Annotated in this window: 22 protein-coding genes, 1 tRNA gene and 1 pseudogene; 16 read left to right on the top strand and 8 right to left on the bottom strand. The window is 58.6% G+C overall.

Annotation, left to right across the window (positions count from 1 at the left end):
- From PROAA_RS03020 to thrH, 3 genes are all read right to left on the bottom strand, one after another.
- A partial coding sequence (locus tag PROAA_RS03020) for an ABC-F family ATP-binding cassette domain-containing protein (RefSeq protein ID WP_186409914.1) occupies positions 1 to 891 on the bottom strand: 891 nt, incomplete at its 3' end.
- Between the two features lie 130 nt (positions 892 to 1,021).
- Entirely contained in the window at positions 1,022 to 1,900 is an 879-nt protein-coding gene (purU, locus tag PROAA_RS03015) for a formyltetrahydrofolate deformylase (protein ID WP_186409913.1), read from the bottom strand.
- A gap of 9 nt (positions 1,901 to 1,909) precedes the next feature.
- Positions 1,910 to 2,524, bottom strand: a complete 615-nt coding sequence (gene thrH / locus PROAA_RS03010) for a bifunctional phosphoserine phosphatase/homoserine phosphotransferase ThrH (protein WP_186409912.1) — start codon at positions 2,522 to 2,524, stop codon at positions 1,910 to 1,912.
- Positions 2,525 to 2,732: 208 nt separating this feature from the next.
- Here thrH and PROAA_RS03005 point away from each other — a divergent pair, with 208 nt between their 5' ends.
- From PROAA_RS03005 to PROAA_RS02995, 3 genes are all read left to right on the top strand, one after another.
- Positions 2,733 to 5,672, top strand: coding sequence for an HD domain-containing phosphohydrolase (locus PROAA_RS03005; protein ID WP_186409911.1), 2,940 nt, complete (start codon positions 2,733 to 2,735; stop codon positions 5,670 to 5,672).
- A 38-nt stretch (positions 5,673 to 5,710) separates the two neighbouring features.
- The gene (locus PROAA_RS03000; RefSeq protein WP_186409910.1) at positions 5,711 to 6,472 is read left to right on the top strand and encodes a sulfite exporter TauE/SafE family protein; all 762 of its coding nucleotides are present in this window, start codon (positions 5,711 to 5,713) and stop codon (positions 6,470 to 6,472) included.
- Positions 6,473 to 6,745: 273 nt separating this feature from the next.
- Entirely contained in the window at positions 6,746 to 7,168 is a 423-nt protein-coding gene (locus PROAA_RS02995; protein WP_186409909.1) for a type II toxin-antitoxin system PemK/MazF family toxin, read from the top strand.
- Between the two features lie 220 nt (positions 7,169 to 7,388).
- Here PROAA_RS02995 and PROAA_RS02990 read toward each other — a convergent pair.
- Positions 7,389 to 7,475: transfer RNA gene (locus tag PROAA_RS02990), tRNA-Leu, on the bottom strand.
- Between the two features lie 87 nt (positions 7,476 to 7,562).
- On the opposite strand from PROAA_RS02990, the gene queA reads away from it, so the two are divergent.
- The 6 genes and pseudogenes from queA (at position 7,563) to secF (ending at position 13,417) form a co-directional block, all read left to right on the top strand.
- On the top strand, positions 7,563 to 8,642 hold the full coding sequence (gene queA / locus PROAA_RS02985; protein ID WP_186409908.1) for a tRNA preQ1(34) S-adenosylmethionine ribosyltransferase-isomerase QueA: 1,080 nt from the start codon (positions 7,563 to 7,565) through the stop codon (positions 8,640 to 8,642).
- Positions 8,575 to 9,719 (top strand): annotated as a pseudogene (tgt, locus tag PROAA_RS02980) (tRNA guanosine(34) transglycosylase Tgt). Before queA ends, tgt begins: the two are co-directional and overlap by 68 nt.
- A 50-nt stretch (positions 9,720 to 9,769) precedes the next feature.
- The gene (gene yajC, locus PROAA_RS02975; RefSeq protein ID WP_186409907.1) at positions 9,770 to 10,096 is read left to right on the top strand and encodes a preprotein translocase subunit YajC; all 327 of its coding nucleotides are present in this window, start codon (positions 9,770 to 9,772) and stop codon (positions 10,094 to 10,096) included.
- Between the two features lie 78 nt (positions 10,097 to 10,174).
- Complete coding sequence (gene secD / locus PROAA_RS02970) at positions 10,175 to 12,037, top strand: protein translocase subunit SecD (RefSeq protein ID WP_186409906.1); 1,863 nt, start codon at positions 10,175 to 10,177, stop codon at positions 12,035 to 12,037.
- A 30-nt stretch (positions 12,038 to 12,067) separates the two neighbouring features.
- Complete coding sequence (locus tag PROAA_RS02965) at positions 12,068 to 12,427, top strand: four helix bundle protein (protein WP_186409905.1); 360 nt, start codon at positions 12,068 to 12,070, stop codon at positions 12,425 to 12,427.
- 45 nt (positions 12,428 to 12,472) lie between these two features.
- Positions 12,473 to 13,417, top strand: coding sequence for a protein translocase subunit SecF (gene secF / locus PROAA_RS02960; RefSeq protein WP_186409904.1), 945 nt, complete (start codon positions 12,473 to 12,475; stop codon positions 13,415 to 13,417).
- A 20-nt stretch (positions 13,418 to 13,437) separates the two neighbouring features.
- Here the strand turns inward: secF and PROAA_RS02955 are convergent, their stop codons facing one another.
- The 4 genes from PROAA_RS02955 to purB are packed head-to-tail and all read right to left on the bottom strand — an operon-like array spanning position 13,438 to position 15,959.
- Positions 13,438 to 13,758: a DUF2322 family protein gene (locus tag PROAA_RS02955; protein ID WP_186409903.1), complete on the bottom strand. Its 321-nt coding sequence runs from the start codon at positions 13,756 to 13,758 to the stop codon at positions 13,438 to 13,440.
- Positions 13,759 to 14,253: an endonuclease domain-containing protein gene (locus PROAA_RS02950; RefSeq protein WP_186409902.1), complete on the bottom strand. Its 495-nt coding sequence runs from the start codon at positions 14,251 to 14,253 to the stop codon at positions 13,759 to 13,761. It lies immediately after the preceding gene.
- A gap of 48 nt (positions 14,254 to 14,301) precedes the next feature.
- The gene (locus PROAA_RS02945) at positions 14,302 to 14,637 is read right to left on the bottom strand and encodes a hypothetical protein (protein WP_186409901.1); all 336 of its coding nucleotides are present in this window, start codon (positions 14,635 to 14,637) and stop codon (positions 14,302 to 14,304) included.
- Positions 14,592 to 15,959, bottom strand: coding sequence for an adenylosuccinate lyase (gene purB / locus PROAA_RS02940; RefSeq protein WP_186409900.1), 1,368 nt, complete (start codon positions 15,957 to 15,959; stop codon positions 14,592 to 14,594). Before purB ends, PROAA_RS02945 begins: the two co-directional genes overlap by 46 nt.
- 113 nt (positions 15,960 to 16,072) lie before the next feature.
- On the opposite strand from purB, the gene PROAA_RS02935 reads away from it, so the two are divergent.
- The 7 genes from PROAA_RS02935 to fliK all read left to right on the top strand — a co-directional run.
- Positions 16,073 to 16,681, top strand: coding sequence for a glutathione S-transferase (locus PROAA_RS02935; RefSeq protein WP_186409899.1), 609 nt, complete (start codon positions 16,073 to 16,075; stop codon positions 16,679 to 16,681).
- 437 nt (positions 16,682 to 17,118) lie between these two features.
- A complete protein-coding gene (locus PROAA_RS02930) occupies positions 17,119 to 18,558 on the top strand; it encodes a flagellin N-terminal helical domain-containing protein (protein ID WP_186409898.1) in 1,440 nt (479 codons plus the stop codon).
- Positions 18,559 to 18,644: 86 nt separating this feature from the next.
- Positions 18,645 to 18,980 carry a flagellar protein FlaG gene (locus PROAA_RS02925; protein ID WP_245664133.1) on the top strand — a complete coding sequence of 112 codons (336 nt, stop codon included), beginning with the start codon at positions 18,645 to 18,647 and terminating at the stop codon, positions 18,978 to 18,980.
- Between the two features lie 73 nt (positions 18,981 to 19,053).
- Complete coding sequence (gene fliD, locus PROAA_RS02920; RefSeq protein ID WP_186409896.1) at positions 19,054 to 20,430, top strand: flagellar filament capping protein FliD; 1,377 nt, start codon at positions 19,054 to 19,056, stop codon at positions 20,428 to 20,430.
- 16 nt (positions 20,431 to 20,446) lie between these two features.
- The gene (gene fliS / locus PROAA_RS02915; protein WP_186409895.1) at positions 20,447 to 20,854 is read left to right on the top strand and encodes a flagellar export chaperone FliS; all 408 of its coding nucleotides are present in this window, start codon (positions 20,447 to 20,449) and stop codon (positions 20,852 to 20,854) included.
- Positions 20,851 to 21,135: a flagellar protein FliT gene (locus PROAA_RS02910; RefSeq protein WP_186409894.1), complete on the top strand. Its 285-nt coding sequence runs from the start codon at positions 20,851 to 20,853 to the stop codon at positions 21,133 to 21,135. Before fliS ends, PROAA_RS02910 begins: the two co-directional genes overlap by 4 nt.
- Before the next feature lie 9 nt (positions 21,136 to 21,144).
- Positions 21,145 to 22,240, top strand: a 1,096-nt coding sequence (fliK, locus tag PROAA_RS02905; protein ID WP_186409893.1) for a flagellar hook-length control protein FliK, incomplete at its 3' end; no start/stop codon positions are given.

Raw genomic sequence — 22,240 nt, 5'->3', positions numbered from 1 at the left:
GTCGGCACTGGCCAGCACCGGCGCCAGACGCTCCATGCGTTCCAGCGCCTTGACCCGGCTTTGAGCCTGCTTGGCTTTGGTGGCCTTGGCCTTGAAGCGCGTGATGAACTTCTGCAAGTGGGTGATCTTGTCCTGCTGCTTGACGTAGGCGTTCTGCTGTAACTCAAGCTGCTGCGCGCGCGTATCTTCAAAGGTACTGTAGTTGCCACCGTAGCGAGTGAGTTTTCCGTTCTCGACATGCAGCGTCACCGAGGTGACGGAATCAAGAAATTCGCGGTCGTGGCTGATGACGACCATGGTTCCCTCGTAGCGCTTGAGCCAGGCTTCGAGCCAGACCAGTGCGTCGAGATCGAGGTGGTTGGTCGGTTCGTCGAGCAGCAGCAAATCGGAAGGACACATCAGCGCACGCGCCAATTGCAAACGCATGCGCCAGCCGCCGGAGAAGCTGTCGACCGGATTGTTCAGCTCGGTGGTCTTGAAGCCGAGCCCGAGAATCAGCGCCTGAGCCCGCGCCTGCGCGTCATGTGCGCCGGCGTCGTGCAGCGCCATGTAGGCATGCGCCATGCGTTCGCCATCGTCTGCGGCTTCGGCGGCATGCACCTCGCTCTGCGCGGCGAGCAAGGCCGAATCGCCTTCGATGACGAAATCGGTGGCCGACTGCGTGGTTTCAGGCATCTCCTGCGCCACCTGCGCCATACGCCATTGTGACGGCATGCTGAAGTCGCCGGCATCTTCATGCAAATTGCCGTTGATCAAGGCAAACAGCGTCGACTTGCCGGCGCCATTGCGCCCGACCAGGCCGACTTTTTCACCGGGGTTGAGCGTCACGGACGCGCTATCGAGTACCACCTTGGCGCTACGGCGCAGAGTGATGTTTTTGAGAGTGATCATGAGAGTGAATGAAAAGAAAGCGAACGGCGAACCACCAAGTCACCAAGTTCACCAAGAGGCACCAAGAAACTCAGTGAAATGCCTTGGTGAAACTTTGTGCTCTTTGTGCCTTGGTGGTTCGCTTCTTCAATCAACGAAAGACCACCGTCTTGTTGCCGTGCACCAGCACACGGTCTTCCAGGTGGTAGCGCAGGCCGCGGGCGAGTACGGCTTTTTCGATGTCCTTGCCGTAGCGCACCATGTCATCGACCGAATCGGAGTGGTCGATGCGGATGACGTCCTGCTCGATGATCGGCCCCTGATCGAGCTCGCTGGTCACATAGTGGCAGGTTGCGCCGATCAGCTTGACGCCGCGCTGATACGCCTGATGGTAGGGCCGGGCGCCGACGAAGCTGGGCAGGAAGGAGTGGTGGATGTTGATGATCTGTCCGGCATATTTTGCACACAGTTCCGGCGAGATGATTTGCATGTAGCGCGCCAGCACCATCGTCTCGCCTTTGACTTCCTCGAACAATCGCTGCACTTCGGCGTAGGCCGCCTGCTTGTTGTCCGGATTCACGGGCACGTGAAGAAAGGGAATGCCGTGCCATTCGACGAAACCCTTGAAGGTATCGTGGTTCGAGATGATGCACGGAATCTCGATGTCCAACTCCTTTGATTGCCAGCGGGCGAGCAGGTCGTAGAGGCAGTGTTCCTGCTTGCTGACCATAATCACGACACGCTTCCTGACCGCCGAATCGCTGATCTTCCAGTTCATCGACAGCTCCTCGGCGATCGGGCGAAAGCGCTCGCGGAATTCGGCGAGATGGAATGGCAGCGAATCCGCCCGTACCTCGATACGCATGAAGTAGCGTCCGGAATCGTCACCCGTGCCGTTGCCTTCGTCGGCGTGATAGCGCGATTCGAGAATCCAGCCCTTGTGCTCGGCGATGAAGCCGGAAACGCGGGCGATAATGCCGATGCGGTCCGGGCAGGAGGCGGACAGCGTATAGAAGCGTTTGGAATGCATGCTGTCTGCCTACCCGGCCGCGCGGGCGAAAGCCTTGTCGATCTCCGCACGCAGCTCGTTATAGTTCTGCGTCACCGGATATTGCGGGAATTCACGGATCACGTTTTCCGGCGGGTGGAAGAGAATCCCGGCGTGGGCTTCGCCAAGCATCGCCGTGTCGTTGTACGAATCGCCCGCGGCAACCACGGTGAAATTCATTTCCTTGAAACGCTTGACGGCTTCGCGCTTCTGTTCGGGCATGCGCAGATGGTAGTCGACCACCATGCCGTTGGCGTCGGTTTCAAGGCTGTGGCAAAACAGCGTCGGCCAGGCCAGTTGGCGCATCAGCGGATGGGCAAATTCGTAGAAGGTGTCCGAAAGAATGATGACTTCGTATTCCTCGCGCAGCTTGTCCAGAAACTCGCGTGCGCCCTGCATCGGGCCCATCTCACAGACCACCTTCTGGATATCCGGCAAACCCAGTTTGTTCCTGGCCAGAAGGTCGAGCCGGTAACGCATCAGCGTGTCGTAGTTCGGCTCATCGCGCGTCGTGCGGCGAAACTCCGGAATTCCGGTACGCTCGGCAAAGCCTATCCAGATTTCCGGGACAAGAACTCCCTCAAGGTCGAGGCAGACAATGTTCACGACAGGCTCCCTGTGATTTGGTGTGAAATGAAGCCCGCCATTCTACCAAACTGTGGCCCGTCGATGCGGTAGATTTCCTGTATTGGCACAGCATCGCACTGCCCTGCACAGGGCCATGATCGATCCATTTCGCATGATTCATGCGTCGCTGTGCGTGCGAACTGTTAGCGCGTAACATGTCTATTCCAGACTGATTGGAGCCGTCGCCATGAAACGCCGCTTTCCTCTTCATGTTCACATCTCGACGCTATTTCTGGCGCTGTTGCTGATTGTCGGCGGCGTGATTGGTGGCATCGGTTATACGATCAGTCGGGACATTCTCAAATCGACGGCCGACGCAATGAGCACGCGCATCGGACGCGAGACTTTGCGCGAATTCACCAACCTCATCGGTCCGGCCGAAATGGCAACCCGGCTGATGAGCATGGACGAAATCACCCGGGCCGAATCGCTGGATCAACGGCTTGAGAATCTCGGCTTCATCCGCGAAGCCTTGAGCAATTCCCCCGAACTCTCGTCCCTGTATGTCGGATACGGCAATGGCGACTTTTTTCTGGTCCGACGGATCTGGAATGGCGACGAGCGCAAGCACTACGACGCGCCGGAGCAAACCGCCTATGTCGTGCAAAGCATCGATCATGAACGGACTGCGCCGCGCGGCCGCTTCATCTTCCTGGATTCGTCCCTGGCCACCCTGCGCAGCGACGAGCGCCCGGATTATGCGACCAGCTACGATCCACGGACGCGGGACTGGTACAAGACGGCAATGACGACCTCCGGGCAGATCAAGACCCCGCCCTATCTCTTTTACACCAACAAGCAGGTCGGAACGACGCTCGCCAACCGGGCCGGTGCGACGAGCGCCGTAGTCGGCGCGGACATCCTTCTGGCAACGCTCGACCAGACCATGGCGAAACAAAAAGTGACGCCGGGAACGCACACGGTACTGGTCAACCGCACGGGCCAGATCCTGGCTCATGAGGACAATGCAAAGGTGATCCGCCTGCCGCCCACTGCCGATGGCCGGCCGGTTCTGGCAACGCTCTCCGATTTTGGCGCTCCCGTCCTTGCACAACTGTCTCCGCTGATTCAAGGCGCGAATGACGAAATGATGCAAACCCGGACGCTGGAGGTCGACGGCGAGACATGGTACGTGACGGTCAGCCCGCTCAAGCTGGAAGGCGCCGCCCCGCTCTTCCTGATCAGCGCGATTCCCGAAGTCGAATTGATGGCCGCCGCCCATACGCTGATGCGCCAGTTGTTCGTCGCCATGGCACTCGTCATTGCTCTGGCGATACCGATCACCTGGAGCCTGGCGCGCGCCATATCCGGGCCCTTGCGAAAACTGGCGGGCGAAGCCGACGCGATCCGCCATTTTGAATTCTCTAAGCCGGTCACCGTCGACTCACCGGTTCTTGAAGTCAGCGAACTGGCGCTGACCATGGACAGCATGAAACGCACGATTCGCCGATTCCTGGACATCAGCATGGCCGTCGCGGCGGAAAACAATTTCGACCGACTGTTGCCGCGACTCCTGACCGAAACCATTTCTGCCGCCGATGCCGATGCGGGAGTGCTCTACCTGACCGACAACGATGTTTTATTGCCCGCGACGGGACTCCTGTCGGATGGAAGCGAATTGCCGCCCAGCGCGCCGCGACCCGATTCGATCACCGGCAGCCCACTGTTGCACGCCGCCATTCAGACCCGAACGGCCCGGTCGGCGCGTATCGCTGAAGCGGACATCGACGCCCTGGGTTTGGTCGATGCGGTAAAAGCCAGCGGCGCAAGCCACGCCATTGCGGTGCCACTGCTCAATCGCCAGCAACATCTGGTCGGCGCCATGGTGCTGTTGCGCAACGGTGAAACGGATGATGCACGACTCAGTTTCATCGGTGCCCTCTCCGGTTCCGCCGCCGTCTCGCTGGAAGCCAAGGCGCTGATTCGTGCCCAGAAGCTGCTTTTTGAGGCCCTGATCCAACTGATCGCTGGCGCCATCGACGCCAAGAGCGCTTATACCGGAGGACACTGCGCCCGCGTTCCGGAGCTCACCAAGATGCTGGCACGCGCCGCTTGCGACCAAACCAGCGGTCTGTTCAAGGATTTCAGTCTGAACGAGGACGAGTGGGAAGCGGTCCACGTCGCCGCATGGCTGCACGATTGCGGCAAGGTGACGACCCCGGAATACGTTGTCGACAAGGCGACCAAACTCGAAACACTTTACGATCGCGTTCATGAAATTCGCATGCGCTTTGAAGTGCTCAAACGTGACGCCGAAATCGCCTGCCTCAAGGCAATTGCCGCCGGCAAATCTGAAGCGTCGGCCCGCGAAAAGCTTTCAGCCGAACTGGCGCGACTCGACGATGACTTCGCCTTTGTCGCAAGCTGCAACGAGGGCGGCGAGTTCATGGCCCCCGACAAGCAAGAGCGTCTCAGATCAATCGCTGAACGCACATGGCTGCGCACCCTCGATGACCGGATCGGCATTTCCCATGAGGAGAAGGAACGCAAGGAACGCTCCCCGGCGCCTGATCTTCCGGTTCTGGAGCCGCTACTGGCCGACAAGCCCGAACATCGCCTGGAACGGCAAGCGCAGGACAGGATGCCGGAAAACAACAGGTGGGGATTCAAAATGCCCGTTCCCGAGCTGCTCTACAACAAGGGCGAGCTGTATAACCTCAGCGTCGCCCGCGGCACACTGTCCGAGGAGGAGCGCTACAAGATCAACGAGCATATCGTCCAGACCTTGATCATGCTCTCCGAACTTCCATTCCCCAAACACCTGCGAGAGGTTCCGGAAATTGCCGCAGGCCACCACGAAAAGATGGACGGCACCGGCTATCCAAAACGACTGCACCGCGAGGAAATGAGCCCGCTGGCGCGCATGATGGCGATTGCGGACATCTTCGAGGCGCTGACTGCTGTTGACCGCCCTTACAAGAAGGGAAAGACGCTGTCGGAAGCGATAAAGATCATGTCGTTCATGAAGAAGGATCAGCACATCGACCCCGACCTGTTCGATCTGTTCCTGCGCTCCGGTATCTATCGCGACTATGCCGCGCGTTTCATGCGACCCGAACAGATCGACGAGGTGGACATTTCTGCCTACGTTAGCCCACCCGCCGAACCTGCGAGCCCTTTGGCATAAGTTGGCCCACAACTCAGATCTTCCGACATTCGCACCCAATGCTGAGCGACCCTTTCAACCTCATCCTGTTGCTCACCGCCGCCTTCGCTGCCGGCGCATTGAATGCGGTCGCCGGCGGCGGCAGTTTTCTGACGCTCCCGGCGCTGGTCTTTACCGGCATGCCAACGGTTACGGCGAATGCCACCGGCACCGTGGCCCTGTTGCCCGGCTATGCGTCCGGAGCCTGGGGGTTTCGTGAAGACCTGGAAGCACCGCCCGGATTGTCGCTACGCGCACTGACCGCCCTGAGTCTGATCGGCGGCGCGACTGGCGCCACCCTGCTGCTGCTGACCGACGACCGCACCTTCAGTAGGATCGTGCCCTGGCTGTTGCTCGCGGCAACGATACTCTTCGCCGTCGGCCCGATGCTGCTGAGCAAACTGAAGAATCATCAAACCGGCCACGCCTCCGCCAAGAAATCGGCTGCAGGCTTGCTGGCCGTATCCATCTATGGCGGCTACTTCAATGGTGGACTCGGCATCCTGCTGCTGGCGCTGTTCGGCCTGCTCGGCCAAACCAGTCTGAACGCGATGAATGGCATCAAGAACGTCGTTTCGGCATTGCTGACCGCGATTGCCGTCGGGATTTACGCCTGGGGCGGTGTCGTTGCCTGGCCGCAAGCATTGGTGATGATGATTGCAGCCACTGCGGGAGGTTATTTCGGTGCGCGGATTGCGCGGCGGATACCCGCGCCTGTGTTGCGTGCCAGTATCGTCGCTACCGGGTTGATCATGACAGCGCTGTTCTTTCTTCGCGGTTGAGCATGGATACTTCTGGATGCGAGTCGCGGCACGCGCTTGACGTGCTTTATTTTTCGTATTCCAAAACAACCTGCGGGCTTAAAGAATCGTTACGGATTATTATGAGCTACTGATGGTGCGGGAGGGGGAATCGAATAGTTTCCGCTATCCATTGCAGCTACAGAAGTCGAGTTTTGAAAAAGCCAAAATATACCCCCAATTGCACCCCCAGGAGCAGGTGGTACGGGAGGGGTTCAAGATTGATCACAGCCTGCTGAAGAACAAGGGCAAGTAATGGGAATTCAATTCAACCCCGAGCAAGGGACAATCCTGATCTGTGACTTCAAAGGGTTCTTACAGCCGGAAATGATCAAGCGTCGACCGGTTGTTGTTGTATCTCCACGACTGCGTAAGCGTCACGGTCTCTGTACAGTTGTGCCGTTGAGCACCACGCCACCGAAAGAGGTTGCTGCCTATCACTTCAAACTGCACGTAGTTCCTGTGCTTCCAGCACCCTACAACGCGGCTTTTCACTGGGTTAAGGCCGATATGGTCTACACCGTATCGTTCGACAGGCTGTTCCTTCCATTCGGGACCAAGGATGGAAGCGGGAAACGCATTTACGATACACGCGTGATCGACAAAGCCGACTTGCTAAAAATCCAGCACTGCATGCTGCATGGCCTTGGCCTGTCCGCCTTGACTGATTACCTCTAGGTAACCTATAGTTTGCCTGTACCCGCTCTGTTTCGGCATCGGGCACAAGTCCTCTTCGGAGGCCGCTACGCACCGGAGATTGCAATCCAGCGTAGTGTCTGGGCCCTGCCGTAAGGTGGGGCCTTTGCTTTTGTGGAGGCTACAAGCTGGTGCCCTGATTAAAAAGCCCCAGCACGAATGGATAACTTCGGAACATTTTGGACTGCTTTGAATCGTTATATGGTGCCGGGAGGGGGAATCGAACCCCCACAGTGTTACCACCGGCGGATTTTGAGTCCGCTGCGTCTACCAATTCCGCCATCCCGGCCCGGGTTCGCTTGAGACGAACCGAAGGAGGCGGAATTATCCTTGATTCATCACTGACCGACAAGCCGCCCTGCAGACAATTTTACGCATGCTGACACTCGACGACTTCGACTTTTCCCTGCCGCCCGAACTGATTGCCCAGCATCCGACGCCGGAGCGCTCGGCGAGCCGCTTGCTACATATGGCGGGTGATGCGCAACATGACCGGCAGTTTGCGGAGCTGCCTCAACTCGTAGAACCCGGCGACCTGCTGGTTTTCAACGATACCAAGGTCATCAGGGCTCGGCTCCTCGGTCAAAAGGAAAGTGGCGGCCGGATCGAGGTAATGATCGAGCGAATTGTCGATCGCGACCGTGCCGTCGCACAGATTCGCGCCAGTAAATCGCCAAAGTCGGGAAGCCGAATCGTTCTCGAAAACGCGATTGTCCTTACGGTTACCGGCCGCACCGGAGAGCAATCCGAATTTTTCGCCCTCGAATTGGTGGGCGATGGCGACCTTTTCGAATTGGTAGAGCAGTATGGCCATCTGCCGCTGCCACCCTACATCACCCACGCAGCCGGGCCTGAAGACGAAACGCGCTACCAGACCTTGTTTGCCCGCCATGCGGGCGCCGTGGCGGCACCGACGGCCGGCCTGCACTTCGATCACGCGACGCTGGCACAACTCGGCGAACGCGGTGCGGAACTCGCCTGGCTGACCCTGCACGTGGGTGCCGGCACCTTTCAGCCGGTACGAGTCAACAACCTCGCCGAGCACCACATGCATACAGAACGTTTTGAAATTCCGCAAGCTACGGTCGACGCCATCGCCCGCACCCGCGCACGTGGCGGCCGCGTCATCGCCGTCGGCACCACCAGCCTGCGCGCGCTTGAAGCCGCAGCTCAGAACGGGAAACAAGGCGGCGAACTGCAGGCCGGAGCGGCCGAAACCGATATTTTCATCACGCCGGGTTACCGCTTCCGGGTTGTAGACCGGCTGATCACCAACTTCCATTTGCCAAAATCGACGCTGCTCATGCTCGTCTCGGCGTTCGCGGGTACTGATATCATCCGCGCCGCCTACCGTCATGCCATAGCCGAACGGTATCGTTTCTTCAGTTATGGTGACGCCATGCTTCTCGAAAAATTGGACGAAAATTCGCACGAAAATGCAAACAATGCAATTTGAACTTCTCGCCGCGGATGGTGACGCCCGGCGCGGTCGCCTGATGCTGACGCACGGCGTCGTCGACACGCCCGTGTTCATGCCAGTGGGCACTTACGGCACAGTCAAGGCCATGACACCGCGAGACCTGAACGAGGTCGGCGCACAAATCTGTCTCGGCAACACCTTCCACTTGTGGTTGCGACCCGGCCTGGAGGTCATCGCCGCGCACGGCGGCCTGCACCGGTTCATGGGTTGGGACAAGCCGATCCTCACCGACTCGGGGGGGTTTCAGGTTTTCTCGCTGGGCGCACTGCGCAAGATCGGCGAGGAAGGGGTCAGGTTTTCGTCGCCGATCAACGGCGACAAGCTGTTCCTGACGCCTGAGGAGTCGATACGGATTCAGCACGTACTCAATTCCGACATCGTCATGATCTTCGACGAATGCACACCCTACCCCGCCAGCATCGACGAAGCGGCCGATTCGATGCGCCTCTCGCTGCGCTGGGCGCAACGCTCACGCGATGCACACGACCACCTCGCCAATGGCAACGCCCTGTTCGGCATTGTGCAGGGCGGCATGTACGAGGAGCTGCGCGACGAATCCCTGAGCGGACTTGAGAATATCGGCTTTGACGGCTTTGCCATCGGCGGACTCTCGGTTGGCGAACCGAAAGACGAAATGGCCCGCATCCTCGCACACACTGCACCACGCCTGCCGCAGAACAAGCCGCGATATCTGATGGGCGTCGGCACGCCGGAAGACCTGGTGGCTGCCGTACTCACCGGAATCGACATGTTCGATTGCGTGATGCCGACGCGAAACGCCCGCAACGGCCATCTGTTCACCCGCTGCGGCGACATCAAGATCAAGAATGCCCAGCACAAGAATGACCCGCGCCCACTTGACGAGGGCTGCGAATGCACCACCTGCATCGCGTTGGCGAAATCCTCGGCGCACAGCTCAACACCCTGCACAACCTGCATTACTACCAGACCTTGATGGGCGAGCTGCGCAAGGCCATTGGCACCGGGGAACTTGCCGGAACTGTCGCCCGTTTCCATGCCGGGCGCAGCGATCGGGGCGGAGTGATACAATAGCGCGCTAATTTTCTGACGCTTTCACGTTTTCGTCTTCCAAGGAGATTCATGTGCTGATCAGCAACGCTTACGCTCAAACGGCTGCCGCCGCCGGCCCGTTGGACAATGTCATGCAGTTCCTGCCGATCATTCTGATGTTCGGCGTGCTCTACTTCCTGATGATCCGGCCGCAAATGAAGAAAGCCAAGGAGCACAAAGCCCTGCTTGATGCGCTGGGCAAGGGTGATGAAGTCGTTACTCAGGGCGGTATCGCTGGCCGCATCACAAAAGTTGGCGAGGACTTCGTCACGATGGCAATTTCCGACAACGTTGAAATCCAGATGCAGAAGCCGGCCATTACCCTGGTTCTGCCCAAAGGCACGCTGAAAAGCCTGTGAGGCGTGAGGTGTGAATAGTGCGGAGAAAACCCTCCGCTCCGCAATCCAACTCCCAACTCCTGACTCCTCTCCGCCCCTATGAACCGCTATCCGCTGTGGAAATACATCATCGTCGGCTTCGCGCTGGTGTTCGGCTTTATCTATACCTTGCCGAACTTCTTTGGCGAGTCGCCGGCGGTGCAGGTGTCCAGCGCCAAAGCCACGATCAAGGTCGATATCAAGACACTGGAACGCGTCGAGAGCACACTCAAGGAAGCGAGTGTCGAAAACTTTGGCATCTTCCTCGACACCAACGGCGTCAAGGTTCGCCTGAAAGACACGGATACCCAGCTCAAGGCCAGGGATCTGCTCGAAAAGCAGTTCAACCCCGACCCCACTGACCCGCAGTACGTCGTTGCACTGAATCTGCTTTCGAGTTCGCCGCAGTGGCTGACCCGTATGGGTGCATTGCCGATGTACCTGGGCCTCGACCTGCGCGGTGGCGTGCACTTCCTCCTCCAGGTCGACATGAAAGGGGCGCTGACCAAGCGTCTCGATTCGCTTAGCGCCGACCTGCGCAGCCAGTTGCGCGACAAAACCATTCGTCACGGCGGCATCAACCGAGAAGGCGAACGTCTGGTCATCCGCTTCCGCGACGAGGAAACCCGCAACAAGGGGCGCCTGGCAGTGGAAGACAGTCAGCCCGATCTGTTGCTTGCCGATCAGGGTGAGGGCACGGACCTCAAGCTGGTCGCCACGCTTTCGCCGGCTGCGATGAAGCGCATCCAGGAATTCGCCATCAAGCAGAACATGGGCACCCTGCACAACCGGATCAATGAGCTCGGCGTCGCCGAGCCGGTGATCGCGCAACAGGGCGCCGACCGCATCGTGGTCCAGTTGCCTGGGGTACAGGACACGGCCAAGGCCAAGGATATTCTGGGGCGCACTGCGACGCTGGAAATCCGCATGGTCGACGACACCCCCGGTGCGCTGGAAGCCGCGATGGCCGGGCAGGTGCCTTTCGGCACCGAACTTTACGTAGAACGCGGCGGCAGGCCGTTGCTGGTCAAGAAACAAGTGGTATTGACCGGCGACCGTCTGACGGACGCCCAGCCAGGCTTCGACAGCCAAACCCAGGAAGCGGCGGTGCACCTGAACCTGGACTCGGCCGGATCGCGCATTTTCAGGGATATCACACGCGAAAACGTGGGCAAGCGCATGGCCATCCTGCTCATTGAAAAAGGCAAGGGTGAAGTCGTTACGGCACCCGTCATCCGTACGGAAATCGGCGGCGGACGCGTACAGATTTCCGGCAGCATGAGCACCATGGAAGCCAACGATACAGCGCTGCTGTTGCGTTCCGGTTCGCTCGCGGCACCAATGGAGATCATCGAAGAACGCACCATCGGTCCCAGCCTGGGCGCTGAAAACATTGAAAAGGGTTTCAATTCGACGATGTGGGGCTTCGCCGGCATCGCGGTCTTCATGATTGCCTACTACCTGCTGTTCGGTCTGGTTTCGGTGATTGCCCTGGCCTCCAACCTGCTTTTCCTGGTTGCCTTGCTCTCGCTGCTACAGGCCACGTTGACCCTGCCGGGCATTGCCGCCATCGCTCTGGCTCTGGGCATGGCCATCGACGCCAACGTACTGATCAACGAGCGCATTCGCGAAGAACTGCGCAATGGCTCGACCCCGCAGCACGCCATCCATACCGGCTACGAACGCGCCTTCGACACGATTCTCGACTCGAACATCACGACACTGATCGCCGGCATTGCGCTGCTGATTTTCGGTTCCGGCCCGGTACGCGGCTTTGCCGTTGTGCACTGTCTGGGCATCCTGACATCCCTGTTCTCCGCAGTGGTCGTTTCACGAGCCTTGATCAATCTGATCTACGGGCGCCGCCGGAAGCTTGAGTCGCTAGCCATCGGCCAGATCTGGAAACCGGGTTCAAATTCGTGAGGAAAGAGGCGTGAGGGGTGAGGAGTAGCCATGGCAACACGCAAGCATCAGGATTTGCTGGCGTGGCAAGAAGCCATGTCGCTGGCGAAATGCGTTTATGCCCTCACCGCCGAATTCCCGCGCATAGAGCAATATGGCTTGACGGCACAGATGCGGCGAGCGGCCGTATCCGTGCCTTCCAACATCGCGGAAGGTGCAGCTCGAGCAACGACCAAGGAGCTGATGCATTTCCTTCACGTCGCACGCGGCTCGCTCTCGGAACTCGACACGCAACAAATTCTTGCCCGGGAACTCGGTTTTCCAGGCGATTGGGACAGACTCAAAATTCAAATCGATACCGTCTTCAAGCTGCTGGGCGGACTGATCAACGCAACAAGGAAGAAGTTGTGACGGTTTTCTCCTCACCCCTCTCTCCTAACCCCTCACGGTGAACTCATGGAATTTTTCCGCATCAAAAAAGACATTCCGTTCATGCGTTATGCGCTGGTGTTCAACGTCATTTCGCTGCTCACCTTCCTGTTTTCGGTTTTCTTCCTGTTCTACAACGGCCTGCATCTGTCCGTCGAATTTACGGGCGGCACGCTGATCGAGGTTAACTACGCACAAGCCGCCAATCTGGAACAGATTCGCGCAGGGCTCGGCAAGGCGGGCTATAACGATACTACCGTGCAGAATTTTGGCTCCAGCCGGGATGTCATGATTCGCCTTCCGCTCAAGGCCGATCAGAACACGGCCAAGATCGGCGAGGCGGTAATGTCTGCGCTTGACGCGGAGGCCCCTGGCGCCACCTTGCGCCGCGTCGAATTTGTCGGACCGCAGGTCGGCAAGGAACTCGCCGAAAACGGTGCGCTAGCGTTGCTGCTGGTTATTATCGGGATCGTGATCTATTTGGCTCTGCGCTTCGAGTGGCGCTTTTCGGTGTCGGCAATCATCGCCAACCTGCACGATGTCGTCATCATCCTCGGCTTCTTCGCCTTCTTCCAGTGGGAGTTTTCACTTTCCGTGCTGGCGGCTGTTCTCGCGGTGCTCGGCTACTCGGTCAACGAATCGGTCGTTGTCTTTGACCGGGTTCGCGAAACTTTTAAGAAAGTGCGTGGCCTGACCACTCCCCAGGTGCTTGACCACGCCATCACCAGTACCATCTCGCGCACCATCATCACCCATGGCAGCACCCAACTGATGGTGCTGTCGATGTTGCTCTTCGGCGGCGAGACGCTGTACTACTTCGCACTGGCGCTGACGATCGGCATTTGCTTCGGCATCTACTCGTCGGTACTCGTCGCCAGCCCGCTGGTCATGTGGCTGGGCGTGTCGCGCGGAAATTTCGTCAAACCGAAGAAGCAGATCGAGGGCGCCAACGACGACGGTGCGGTCGTCTGAATCCCACAGCAAGGTCTCGTTCAAACCGCAAAAACGTGCTTGATGCGTAAGGTTTCCTTGCTCTCGATCAGACCGAGCAACCGGTCGATATTGGGATGCTTACCCGGATTGATGCGGGCATCCTCGGTATGTTCGGCAAAAAGTTCGAGTCCCTTTCTAGCCGCGTCCGGTGTAATCGCGCCAAAAGTCTGCGCCAGATGGTTGTAGACCGCCAGCGACCCCTGGCTACCGGCCTTGTTCTCGATGGCAACGAGCACACGGCCCTCGGCATCGAGCAGGTTGAGCGCCGCCAGGTGCGAAATTCCCGGCAGTTTCTTTAGATTTGCAGCAAATTGAGACACCTATCCAGCTCCTTGGGTTTGTTGGGCACAAATGAGAGTGTTGGACGAGCAAGCGCATTCACCCCTCTCCCCTTGCGGGAGAGGGGTTGGGGCGATGTGCTGCTGATCCGTTTCTCCGGCGCATTCACCCCTCTCCCCTTGCGGGAGAGGGGTTGGGGAGAGGGGTAATGCAGCGACCTCGGCCATAACAGTCGCCAAAACGCCGTCCAGATTGCTCATGATTTCGTTATTCCAAAAGCGCATCACTTTGAATCCTTGCGCATGCAGCCAGGCATCCCGACGTTCATCGCGTGGCGCTCCGCCATGCTGGCCACCATCAGCCTCTATGATCAGCCGTGCGCCAAAATGCACAAAATCCACCACATAAGGACCAATGGGTTGCTGGCGTCTGAATTTCTCACCACCCAGCCGATGCGCCCGCAAGTGCCGCCACAACCTGGTTTCGCTCTCGGTCATGTGGTGTCGCAAGTGTCTGGCAAATGCGCGCTGTTCCATCACCCCTCTCCCCAACCCCTCTCCCGCAAGGGGAGAGGGGCTTCGAGCCTATCTTTTCCGTTGATGAATCAGTCCCAGAACCAGCCCGGCAATCACGCCGCCAAATACCATGCCGAGCGTCGCATTCCAGGTCGCATGCTCGGGACCGATGAACGCAAACCACACGGAGGCGGCAAGACCGCCCGCCATCAGTCCGAAAATCCCGCCGATGAAGCCGCCGCGCTTGAGCGCACCCTCCCGGCCGTCCTCTCCGCAACAGTAAGGACAATAGGGCGCGCCAGAAGGCACCTCTCGCGCGCAGCCCGGGCAGACCATGACCTTATGCGGAATATCGACCATCAGATCCTCCTCGCCAGTTCGGCCGCCTTCCCCGTGTAGTCCCATGGCGTCAACCTGAGCAGTTCGTCTCGCGCCGTCTGTGGGATGTCCAGCGCTTGCACAAAGGCCTGAATGCCCTCGCGGGAAATGCGGTTGCCGCGAGTCAGTTCCTTGAGTCGTTCATAGGGATTGGCGACGCCGTAACGACGCATCACGGTCTGGATCGGTTCGGCGAGAAGCTCCCAGTTGGCATCGAGATCGTCACGCAGACAGTCGGGATTGACTTCGAGCTTGTTCAGTCCGCGCAGCAGCGAATCATACGCCAGCAAGGTATAACCCAGGGCCACACCCATATTGCGCAACACCGTGGAATCGGTCAGATCGCGTTGCCAGCGCGAAACAGGCAGCTTTTCGGAAAGGTGTCCAAGCAGCGCGTTGGCCAGCCCAAGGTTGCCTTCGGAATTTTCGAAGTCGATCGGATTGACCTTGTGCGGCATGGTCGAAGAACCGACCTCACCAGCCTTTAGCTTCTGCTTGAAGAAACCCAGCGAGATATAGCCCCAGAGATCCCGATCCAGATCGAGCATGACGGCGTTGACGCGAGCAAAGGCATCGAACAGTTCGGCCATGGCGTCGTGCGGCTCGATCTGAATCGTGTAGGGATTGAATTCAAGCCCCAGGCTTTCGACAAAACGCCTGCCGAAACTCTCCCAGTCGTAGCCTGGATAGGCCGCAAGGTGGGCGTTGTAGTTGCCGACCGCGCCATTGATCTTGCCGAGCAGACTGACTCCGGCGATGCGCGAGCGGCCACGTTCGAGGCGATGCACGACGTTGGCCATTTCCTTGCCGAGCGTGGTTGGCGTCGCGGGCTGCCCATGCGTCCGCGCCATCATCGCCACATCCGCATGTTCGTGCGCGAGTTTCCGAAGGAACGCCACCACCCTGTCGAGCATCGGCAGCATCGTCTGGTCGCGTGCCGCCTTGAGCATCAGGGCGTGCGAGAGATTGTTGATATCCTCGGAAGTGCAGGCAAAGTGGATGAACTCCGAAACCTGCATGACCTCGGAGTTGTTCGCCAACTGCTGCTTGATCCAGTATTCGAGCGCCTTGACGTCGTGGTTGGTGACCGCCTCGATCGCCTTGATCTCGGCGGCCTGTTGCGGTTCGAAGCGCGCAACCAGCTGATCGAGCATCGCCACGGTTTCCGGAGAAAAAGCCGGAATCTCGGCAAAATGCGGCTCCGCAGCCAATGCCTTGAGCCAGCCGATTTCGACTTGCAGACGACGATGTATCAGGCCAAATTCCGAGAACTGTGCGCGCAATGCATCGACCTTGCCGGCATAGCGGCCATCGAGTGGTGAAAGCGACGTGAGGGCATTGAAAGTCATTGAACGCATCCTTTACGGTAAGCGCGCTATTTTACCCGCCCGGTAAAACTCCGGTAAATTGATCGAAGTGGAGATGCTATAATCCGGTCAAATTATTCACCCGCGGGAAGCCAATGAAGCTTATCGGATCACTGACCAGCCCCTTTGTTCGCAAGGTGCGCATCGTTCTGGCCGAAAAGAAAATCGAATACGATTTCGCGCTGGACTCCCCGTGGACGCCCGAAACGAATGTTCCCAATATCAACCCCCTGGGAAAAATTCCGGTGCTGGTGCTGGACGATGAGACGGTTCTCTTCGATTCACGGGTCATCGCCGAATACCTTGACAACGTCGCTCCGAACAACAAATTGATGCCCGCACAGAATCGTGAACGTACGGAAGTCAAGCGCTGGGAAGCGCTCGCCGACGGCTTGTGCGATGCCGCAGCGCTGATATTTCTGGAAAAGAAGCGCCCTGCCAAAGAGCAAGGAGCCGACTGGATCGCCCGACAGGAAAGCAAAATCAACCGCAGCATCGATTACATGTCTGAACATCTGGGCGAAAATGGCTGGTGTACAAACACGCACTTCACGTTGGCCGACATCGCCACCGGGTGCGCGCTTGGCTACCTCGCTTTCCGCTTCCCGGAGATCACCTGGGGCGAAAAGCATCCCAACCTTGCCCGCCTGTACGCCAAACTGATGCTGCGCCCGGCATTTGCCGAAACCGTTCCCCAAGGCTGACCACAAGAAACACTGCACTCCGAACTGCTTTCCCCAGGCAGTCAACAATCAACAACCCTCCGGCATCAATACGATGCGATGCCGTGATGCCACACCCCGCAATCTTTGGCGTACGCTGAGTACCCAACTCCACCACATCTAGAGCGTGTAGATCACGACGGCAGCTTATCGCTCGATCGACCGTCGCGCCTTGCGCCGCACGGTAGCCCCTCCTTCCGCCCTACCCCCGACTTCGTTCGCCCGCGATACCCCTCAAGCCCTCGCGAGAATAGCCGTTACAGGCTTACGCGGCCTGCTGGAAGAAACTTCTAAAGTATTCCTCAAACCGGTCGTAAATGAAGTCGTAAGTTATCAATTCACAACGAAGGATGGGCCGGCAGAACGCTGCGAGGCAAGTAAACGGGAACCCAGAGACAATTTAGATCAGGAGATACAAAATGGCCCAATACATCAACACCAACATCGCATCACTCAATGCACAGCGCAACCTGAACACGTCGCAAAACTCGTTAACGACTGCGCTGCAACGCCTTTCTTCCGGTTTGCGCATCAACAGCGCCAAGGACGACGCTGCCGGTCTGGCGATCGCCGCTCGCTTCACCTCGCAGATAAACGGTGTAAATCAGGCGGCGCGAAATGCGAATGACGCGATCTCTTTGGCACAGACGGCCGAAGGGGACCTCGGACAAGTAACCGTTAACCTGCAACGCATTCGTGAGCTGAGTGTTCAGGCCGCCAACGCCTCTAATAGCGCTTCGGATCGTGCTGCGCTGAATAACGAAGCGAGCCAGTTGATCGCCGAAATTGATCGCGTCGCAGGTACTTCAGCGTTCAATGGCGTCAAACTGCTCGACGGAACGTTTACAGCACAGACTTTCCAGGTCGGCGCCAACGCCGGCGAGACAATCGCGATCACGTCAATCTCGAGTGCCCGCTCCAATTCGCTGGGAGTTGGCTCTGGATCGAGCTATTCGACAACCCTTAACGCGCTCACGGCAACAACGAGTACTGCATTGACCACCGGTGGTCTGGTAATCAACGGAATCAACGTTGGCGCGTCGAGTTCCGACGGTGTCTCGTCGAGTGAAGCGACTTCGAGTGCAATTGCCAAAGCGGCAGCCATCAACGCGGTACAAGGCTCGACCAACGTCACGGCAACCGTTGACGCCACCTCGCTGGCCGTTACGGCTACGGCGGTAGGAGCAGATACAGTCGGTGCGGCGATCAATGGTGTCTTGCTCGGCACCGCTGGCGCCGTGGCCCTCTCGGCCAACGCAACTGTAGCCGCGTCGGAAATGGCCGCAGCCATCAACGCGGTAAGCGCACAGACCGGGGTCACGGCAACCGCCTCGGGAGCAGTCTATACGCTCGCCGCTGCCGACGGCCGCAACATCCAGGTTGCGGTCACCACGACCGGCGACAGCGGCCTTAGCGCTGCGGTAACCCATTCGTCGATCAACTTGTCGTCCAGCTCTTCCGCAGGCATCACCCTTGGCGGCACGCAGACAGCCGCTATCGGCGGCGCCATTGGGTTAACTGCGGCAACGGCTACGGTCGGTGCTGGCGTGTCCTCGCTGGATTTGACGACCGCCGCTGGCGCCACCGCAGCCCTGTCGATCATCGATGCCGCCCTAAGCACCGTTAACACCTCGCGTGCTAGCCTTGGCGCCTACCAGAATCGCTTCGCCTCTGCGGTCACGAGCTTGCAGACAACTGGGGAGAACCTCTCGGCATCACGCAGCCGTATTGAGGACGCCGACTTTGCTCAGGAAACTGCGGCTCTGACTCGGGGTCAAATTCTGCAACAGGCCGGTACGGCAATTCTGGCACAAGCCAACTCACTGCCGGCCGGCGTACTCGCGCTGCTCCGCGGCTAAGCGGGCATCCATAGCAAGCGGCAATACTGGGGCGTGGTAGCGGCGATGCTATCGCGCCCCGACGCCGTATGAAGGAGGAGTGTCACATGAGCATCCAGTCAATCAGTGCTTCACCAACGCTTCAAAATAACCCTGAAGCCAGCGTCGTACCGCGTGCCGCCGCGTCTGTTGTGCCCACGCCGCCTGCGCAACCCATCAGTCAAGAACAAGTGCAAGCAGCGGTTAACAGCGTTCGGGAATACATACAACCCTTTAACGGCAAACTTGAATTCAGCGTCAATAAGGATATCCACCGAGTGGTGGTCAAAGTCGTCGACAGCGAAAGCGGGGAAGTGATCCGTCAAATCCCTTCCGAAGAAATGATTGCTATTGCCAAGGCGCTTGATAGTATTAAGGGCTTATTGTTCAATCAAAAAGCCTGAACGCCTCGCATTGACAAATTGGCGTGAGGGTTGGTCTATCTGCTCCTCACGCAGAGGTATGTAGGAGAACATCATGGCAATTTCTTCGCCCGGCCTAGGCTCGAACCTTGATGTGAACAGCATCGTGTCTCAGCTCATGTCGATTGAGCAGCGCCCGCTGACGTTGTTGAAAGCAAAGGAAGCCGCGTATCAGACAAAAATCACCGCGCTCGGATCGTTAAAAGGTGCGATCTCGGCCCTGCAAACCACCGCTACTGCACTGGTACCCACCACAGGGACTACAGCATTACAAAAATTCAGCGCATTCAATGCGACACTGGCCGACACGTCGATTGCAACGGCCACAACGTCTTCTGGCGCGGTTGCCGGTTCGTACAGCTTGAGCAACATCGTGCTGGCCAGCGCGCAACAGATTCGTAAGTCGGGCATCACCGTTCCGGCCGACGCGGGCACGCTCAGCATCCAGGTAGGCACAGAGGCGGCCGTCAATGTAAACATTGCCGCCGGTTCCACTTTGGCCGACGTGAGCACGGCGATCAATAACGCCGCATCGGGCATCAGCGCCAGCATCATCAATGACGGCACGACGGAACATCTGGTGCTGACGGCAAACGATACGGGCAGCGCCAATACCATCACCATCACTGGTAGCGACGTCGGCAGCGGCACAGGTTGGGCTGGCGGTCCATTCGACTATACGGGCACGGGGCCAAATAATGGCTGGACGGAATCCGTGGTGGCAGGCAGCGCCACGCTGGACATCAACGGCATCCCGGTTACCAGCGCCAGCAACACGCTTTCCTCGACGATCAGCGGCGTCACGCTGAATCTGCTGAAGGCCGGTTCGACCACGCTCACCGTGACACGCGACACGTCCAGCCTCTCCACGGCAGTCAATGCCTTTGTCAAGGCGTATAACGACTTCAACGCCACAGCCACCACGTTGGGTAGCTACAACGCGGCCACCAAGGTGGCCGGCACGCTCAATGGCGACAGCACCCTGCGCTCGGCACAAAACCAGTTGCGCACGCTGATTGGGACCATACCTTCTGAAGTTGATGGTGAAGCCTTGCAAAGGCTTTCGGACATTGGCGTCAGCCTGAAGAAAGACGGCACACTGGCTGTCGATTCGAGCAAACTTTCATCGCTGATCAGCAGCGATATTAACGGCGTGGCCAATCTGGTCGCCGCCTATGGCAGCGCATTTAAAACGACCACCGACGGTTTGATCGGCACTGGCGGAACCCTCAGCGCCCGCACCGACGGCCTCAATGCGTCGATCAAGAGCATTACCCAACAGGAAGAAGTCGTTGCAAAACGGCTTACGCAGATTGAAGCCCGTTATCGCAGACAGTTCACCGCACTGGACACACTGATATCGGGCTTATCCCAGACCAGCAGTTTCCTGACGCAACAGCTCGCCAACCTACCGACTATCAGCAGCACGTAATGTTTAGGGGCTTTGGATGCTAGGCAATCAACGTAACGCAATTTCAGCGTATCGAAAAGTCGGCTTGGATGTAGCCGTCGAGGCTTCTGACCCGCACGGGTTGATACTCCTGTTGTTTTCTGGAGCGCAGGCGGCAATTGGCACCGCTCGACTTGCCATGCAACAACATCAGATCGCCACCAAGGGTGAGTCAATTTCCAAGGTCATCGACATCATCAGCAACGGCCTCAAGGCAAGCCTGGATCTAGAAAAAGGGGGCGAATTGGCCATCCGTCTCGAAGCCCTCTACGACTACATGGTGCTGCGACTGCTCAATGCCAATACAAAAAACGACTTGAAGGCACTGGAAGAAGTCTCCGGCTTGCTCGAAGAGATTCATTCCGCCTGGAGGGGCATCGCCCCCGAACAACAAGCGGTGGCATGAGCCGGACACTAGATACGCTGGAGAATTTTCTTAAGCTTTCCGAAGCCATGGCCGGCGCGGCAGTAGCGCAAGAATGGGAAACGCTGGTAGAGATCGGCGAAGAACGCGGCGTACTCGTGGGCCAGTTGCCTGCTGACCTGGGTGCAACGCTGCCTCCCGATGAACAAGCACACGCGCGGACGATCATTGAACGCTGCCAGCAACTGGACGCAAAAACCCTGCCTCTCATGGAAGCGCAGCACAAGGCTCTGGGTGTTCTGCTGCGCGAACCCACATCCTAGGGACATGAAATGATCCCCGCCGACGTCACCAGCCGCATGCAGGTTTCCGCCGACCCGGCACTGCGTCCGGTCGCTCCGTCGCAGGAGATTGCCGACAAGCTTCCCGGACTTGTCGCCGGTCAGAAGATCATGGCCGAGATTCAGTCCCTGCTGCCCAATGGAACGTATCGCGCCCTGATCAACCAGCGCAGCATTACGCTGGCCTTGCCCTTTTCTGCCAAAGGCGGCGATGCACTCGAACTCCAGGTCACCGAGTCCGACGGCAAACTGACGCTGGCCGTTGCCTCACGACGGGAAGGCGAAGGTGGCAAGCCAACGACCGAATCGGCTTCAGCCACGCTGAGTCGAACCGGCCAGTTGATCGGCACGCTTTTTTCCGCAGCCCGCGACGCCAAAGGCAGCCAGCAGGCGCTGCCTCTTAACGCAAATCAGCCGATCAGCAACGCACCCACCAATGCACAGAACTTGCTGCCATTGCTCAAACAAGCCATCGTACAAAGTGGCATGTTCTACGAATCGCATCAGGCGGAATGGGTCGAAGGCCGTTTTACGAAAGCGGCACTGCTCCAGGAACCGCAGGGCAAGCTGTCTTCACCCGCAGCGTTCGCCTCAGCCTCTGTTGAAGAGCAGGCCAGCACGGCACAGCCGAAAGCCGCGGTGCCGAACGCTGGTATGCCACCGGCAGCATCACGCCTTGCCGCCGACCTTGCGCAAACACAGGGCAGCACCGTCGATGGCGGCAAGACGAGCGCAACCCTATCGCCAGCCCAAGCGCCAGCACAACTGGTCGCCCCGCAAGCACATCTCCTCGTGCAGCAGCAACTGGAAGCTTTGGCGACACAAAACTTTTCCTGGCAGGGGCAGGTCTGGCCGGGTCAGGATATGCGCTGGGAAATCGATGAGGATGCCGCTCGTCCGGACCTGGAGAACGAAGAGACAGCCCCAAAGTGGACGACGCGGGTACACCTGACTCTGCCCAATCTTGGCGAGATCGACGCACAGATCAGGCTCCAGGGCCAGCAGATCGCCTTGACGATGAGTTCCGGAGACGCCCAGACACGCGAACTTATGCGCGCTTCAAGCCTGGCGCTGCGCAGTCAGCTTG

Origin of the sequence: Candidatus Propionivibrio aalborgensis, from assembly GCF_900089945.1 — a bacterium.
GTDB lineage: Bacteria > Pseudomonadota > Gammaproteobacteria > Burkholderiales > Rhodocyclaceae > Propionivibrio > Propionivibrio aalborgensis.
This window is presented reverse-complemented; position numbering and strand designations above follow the sequence as displayed.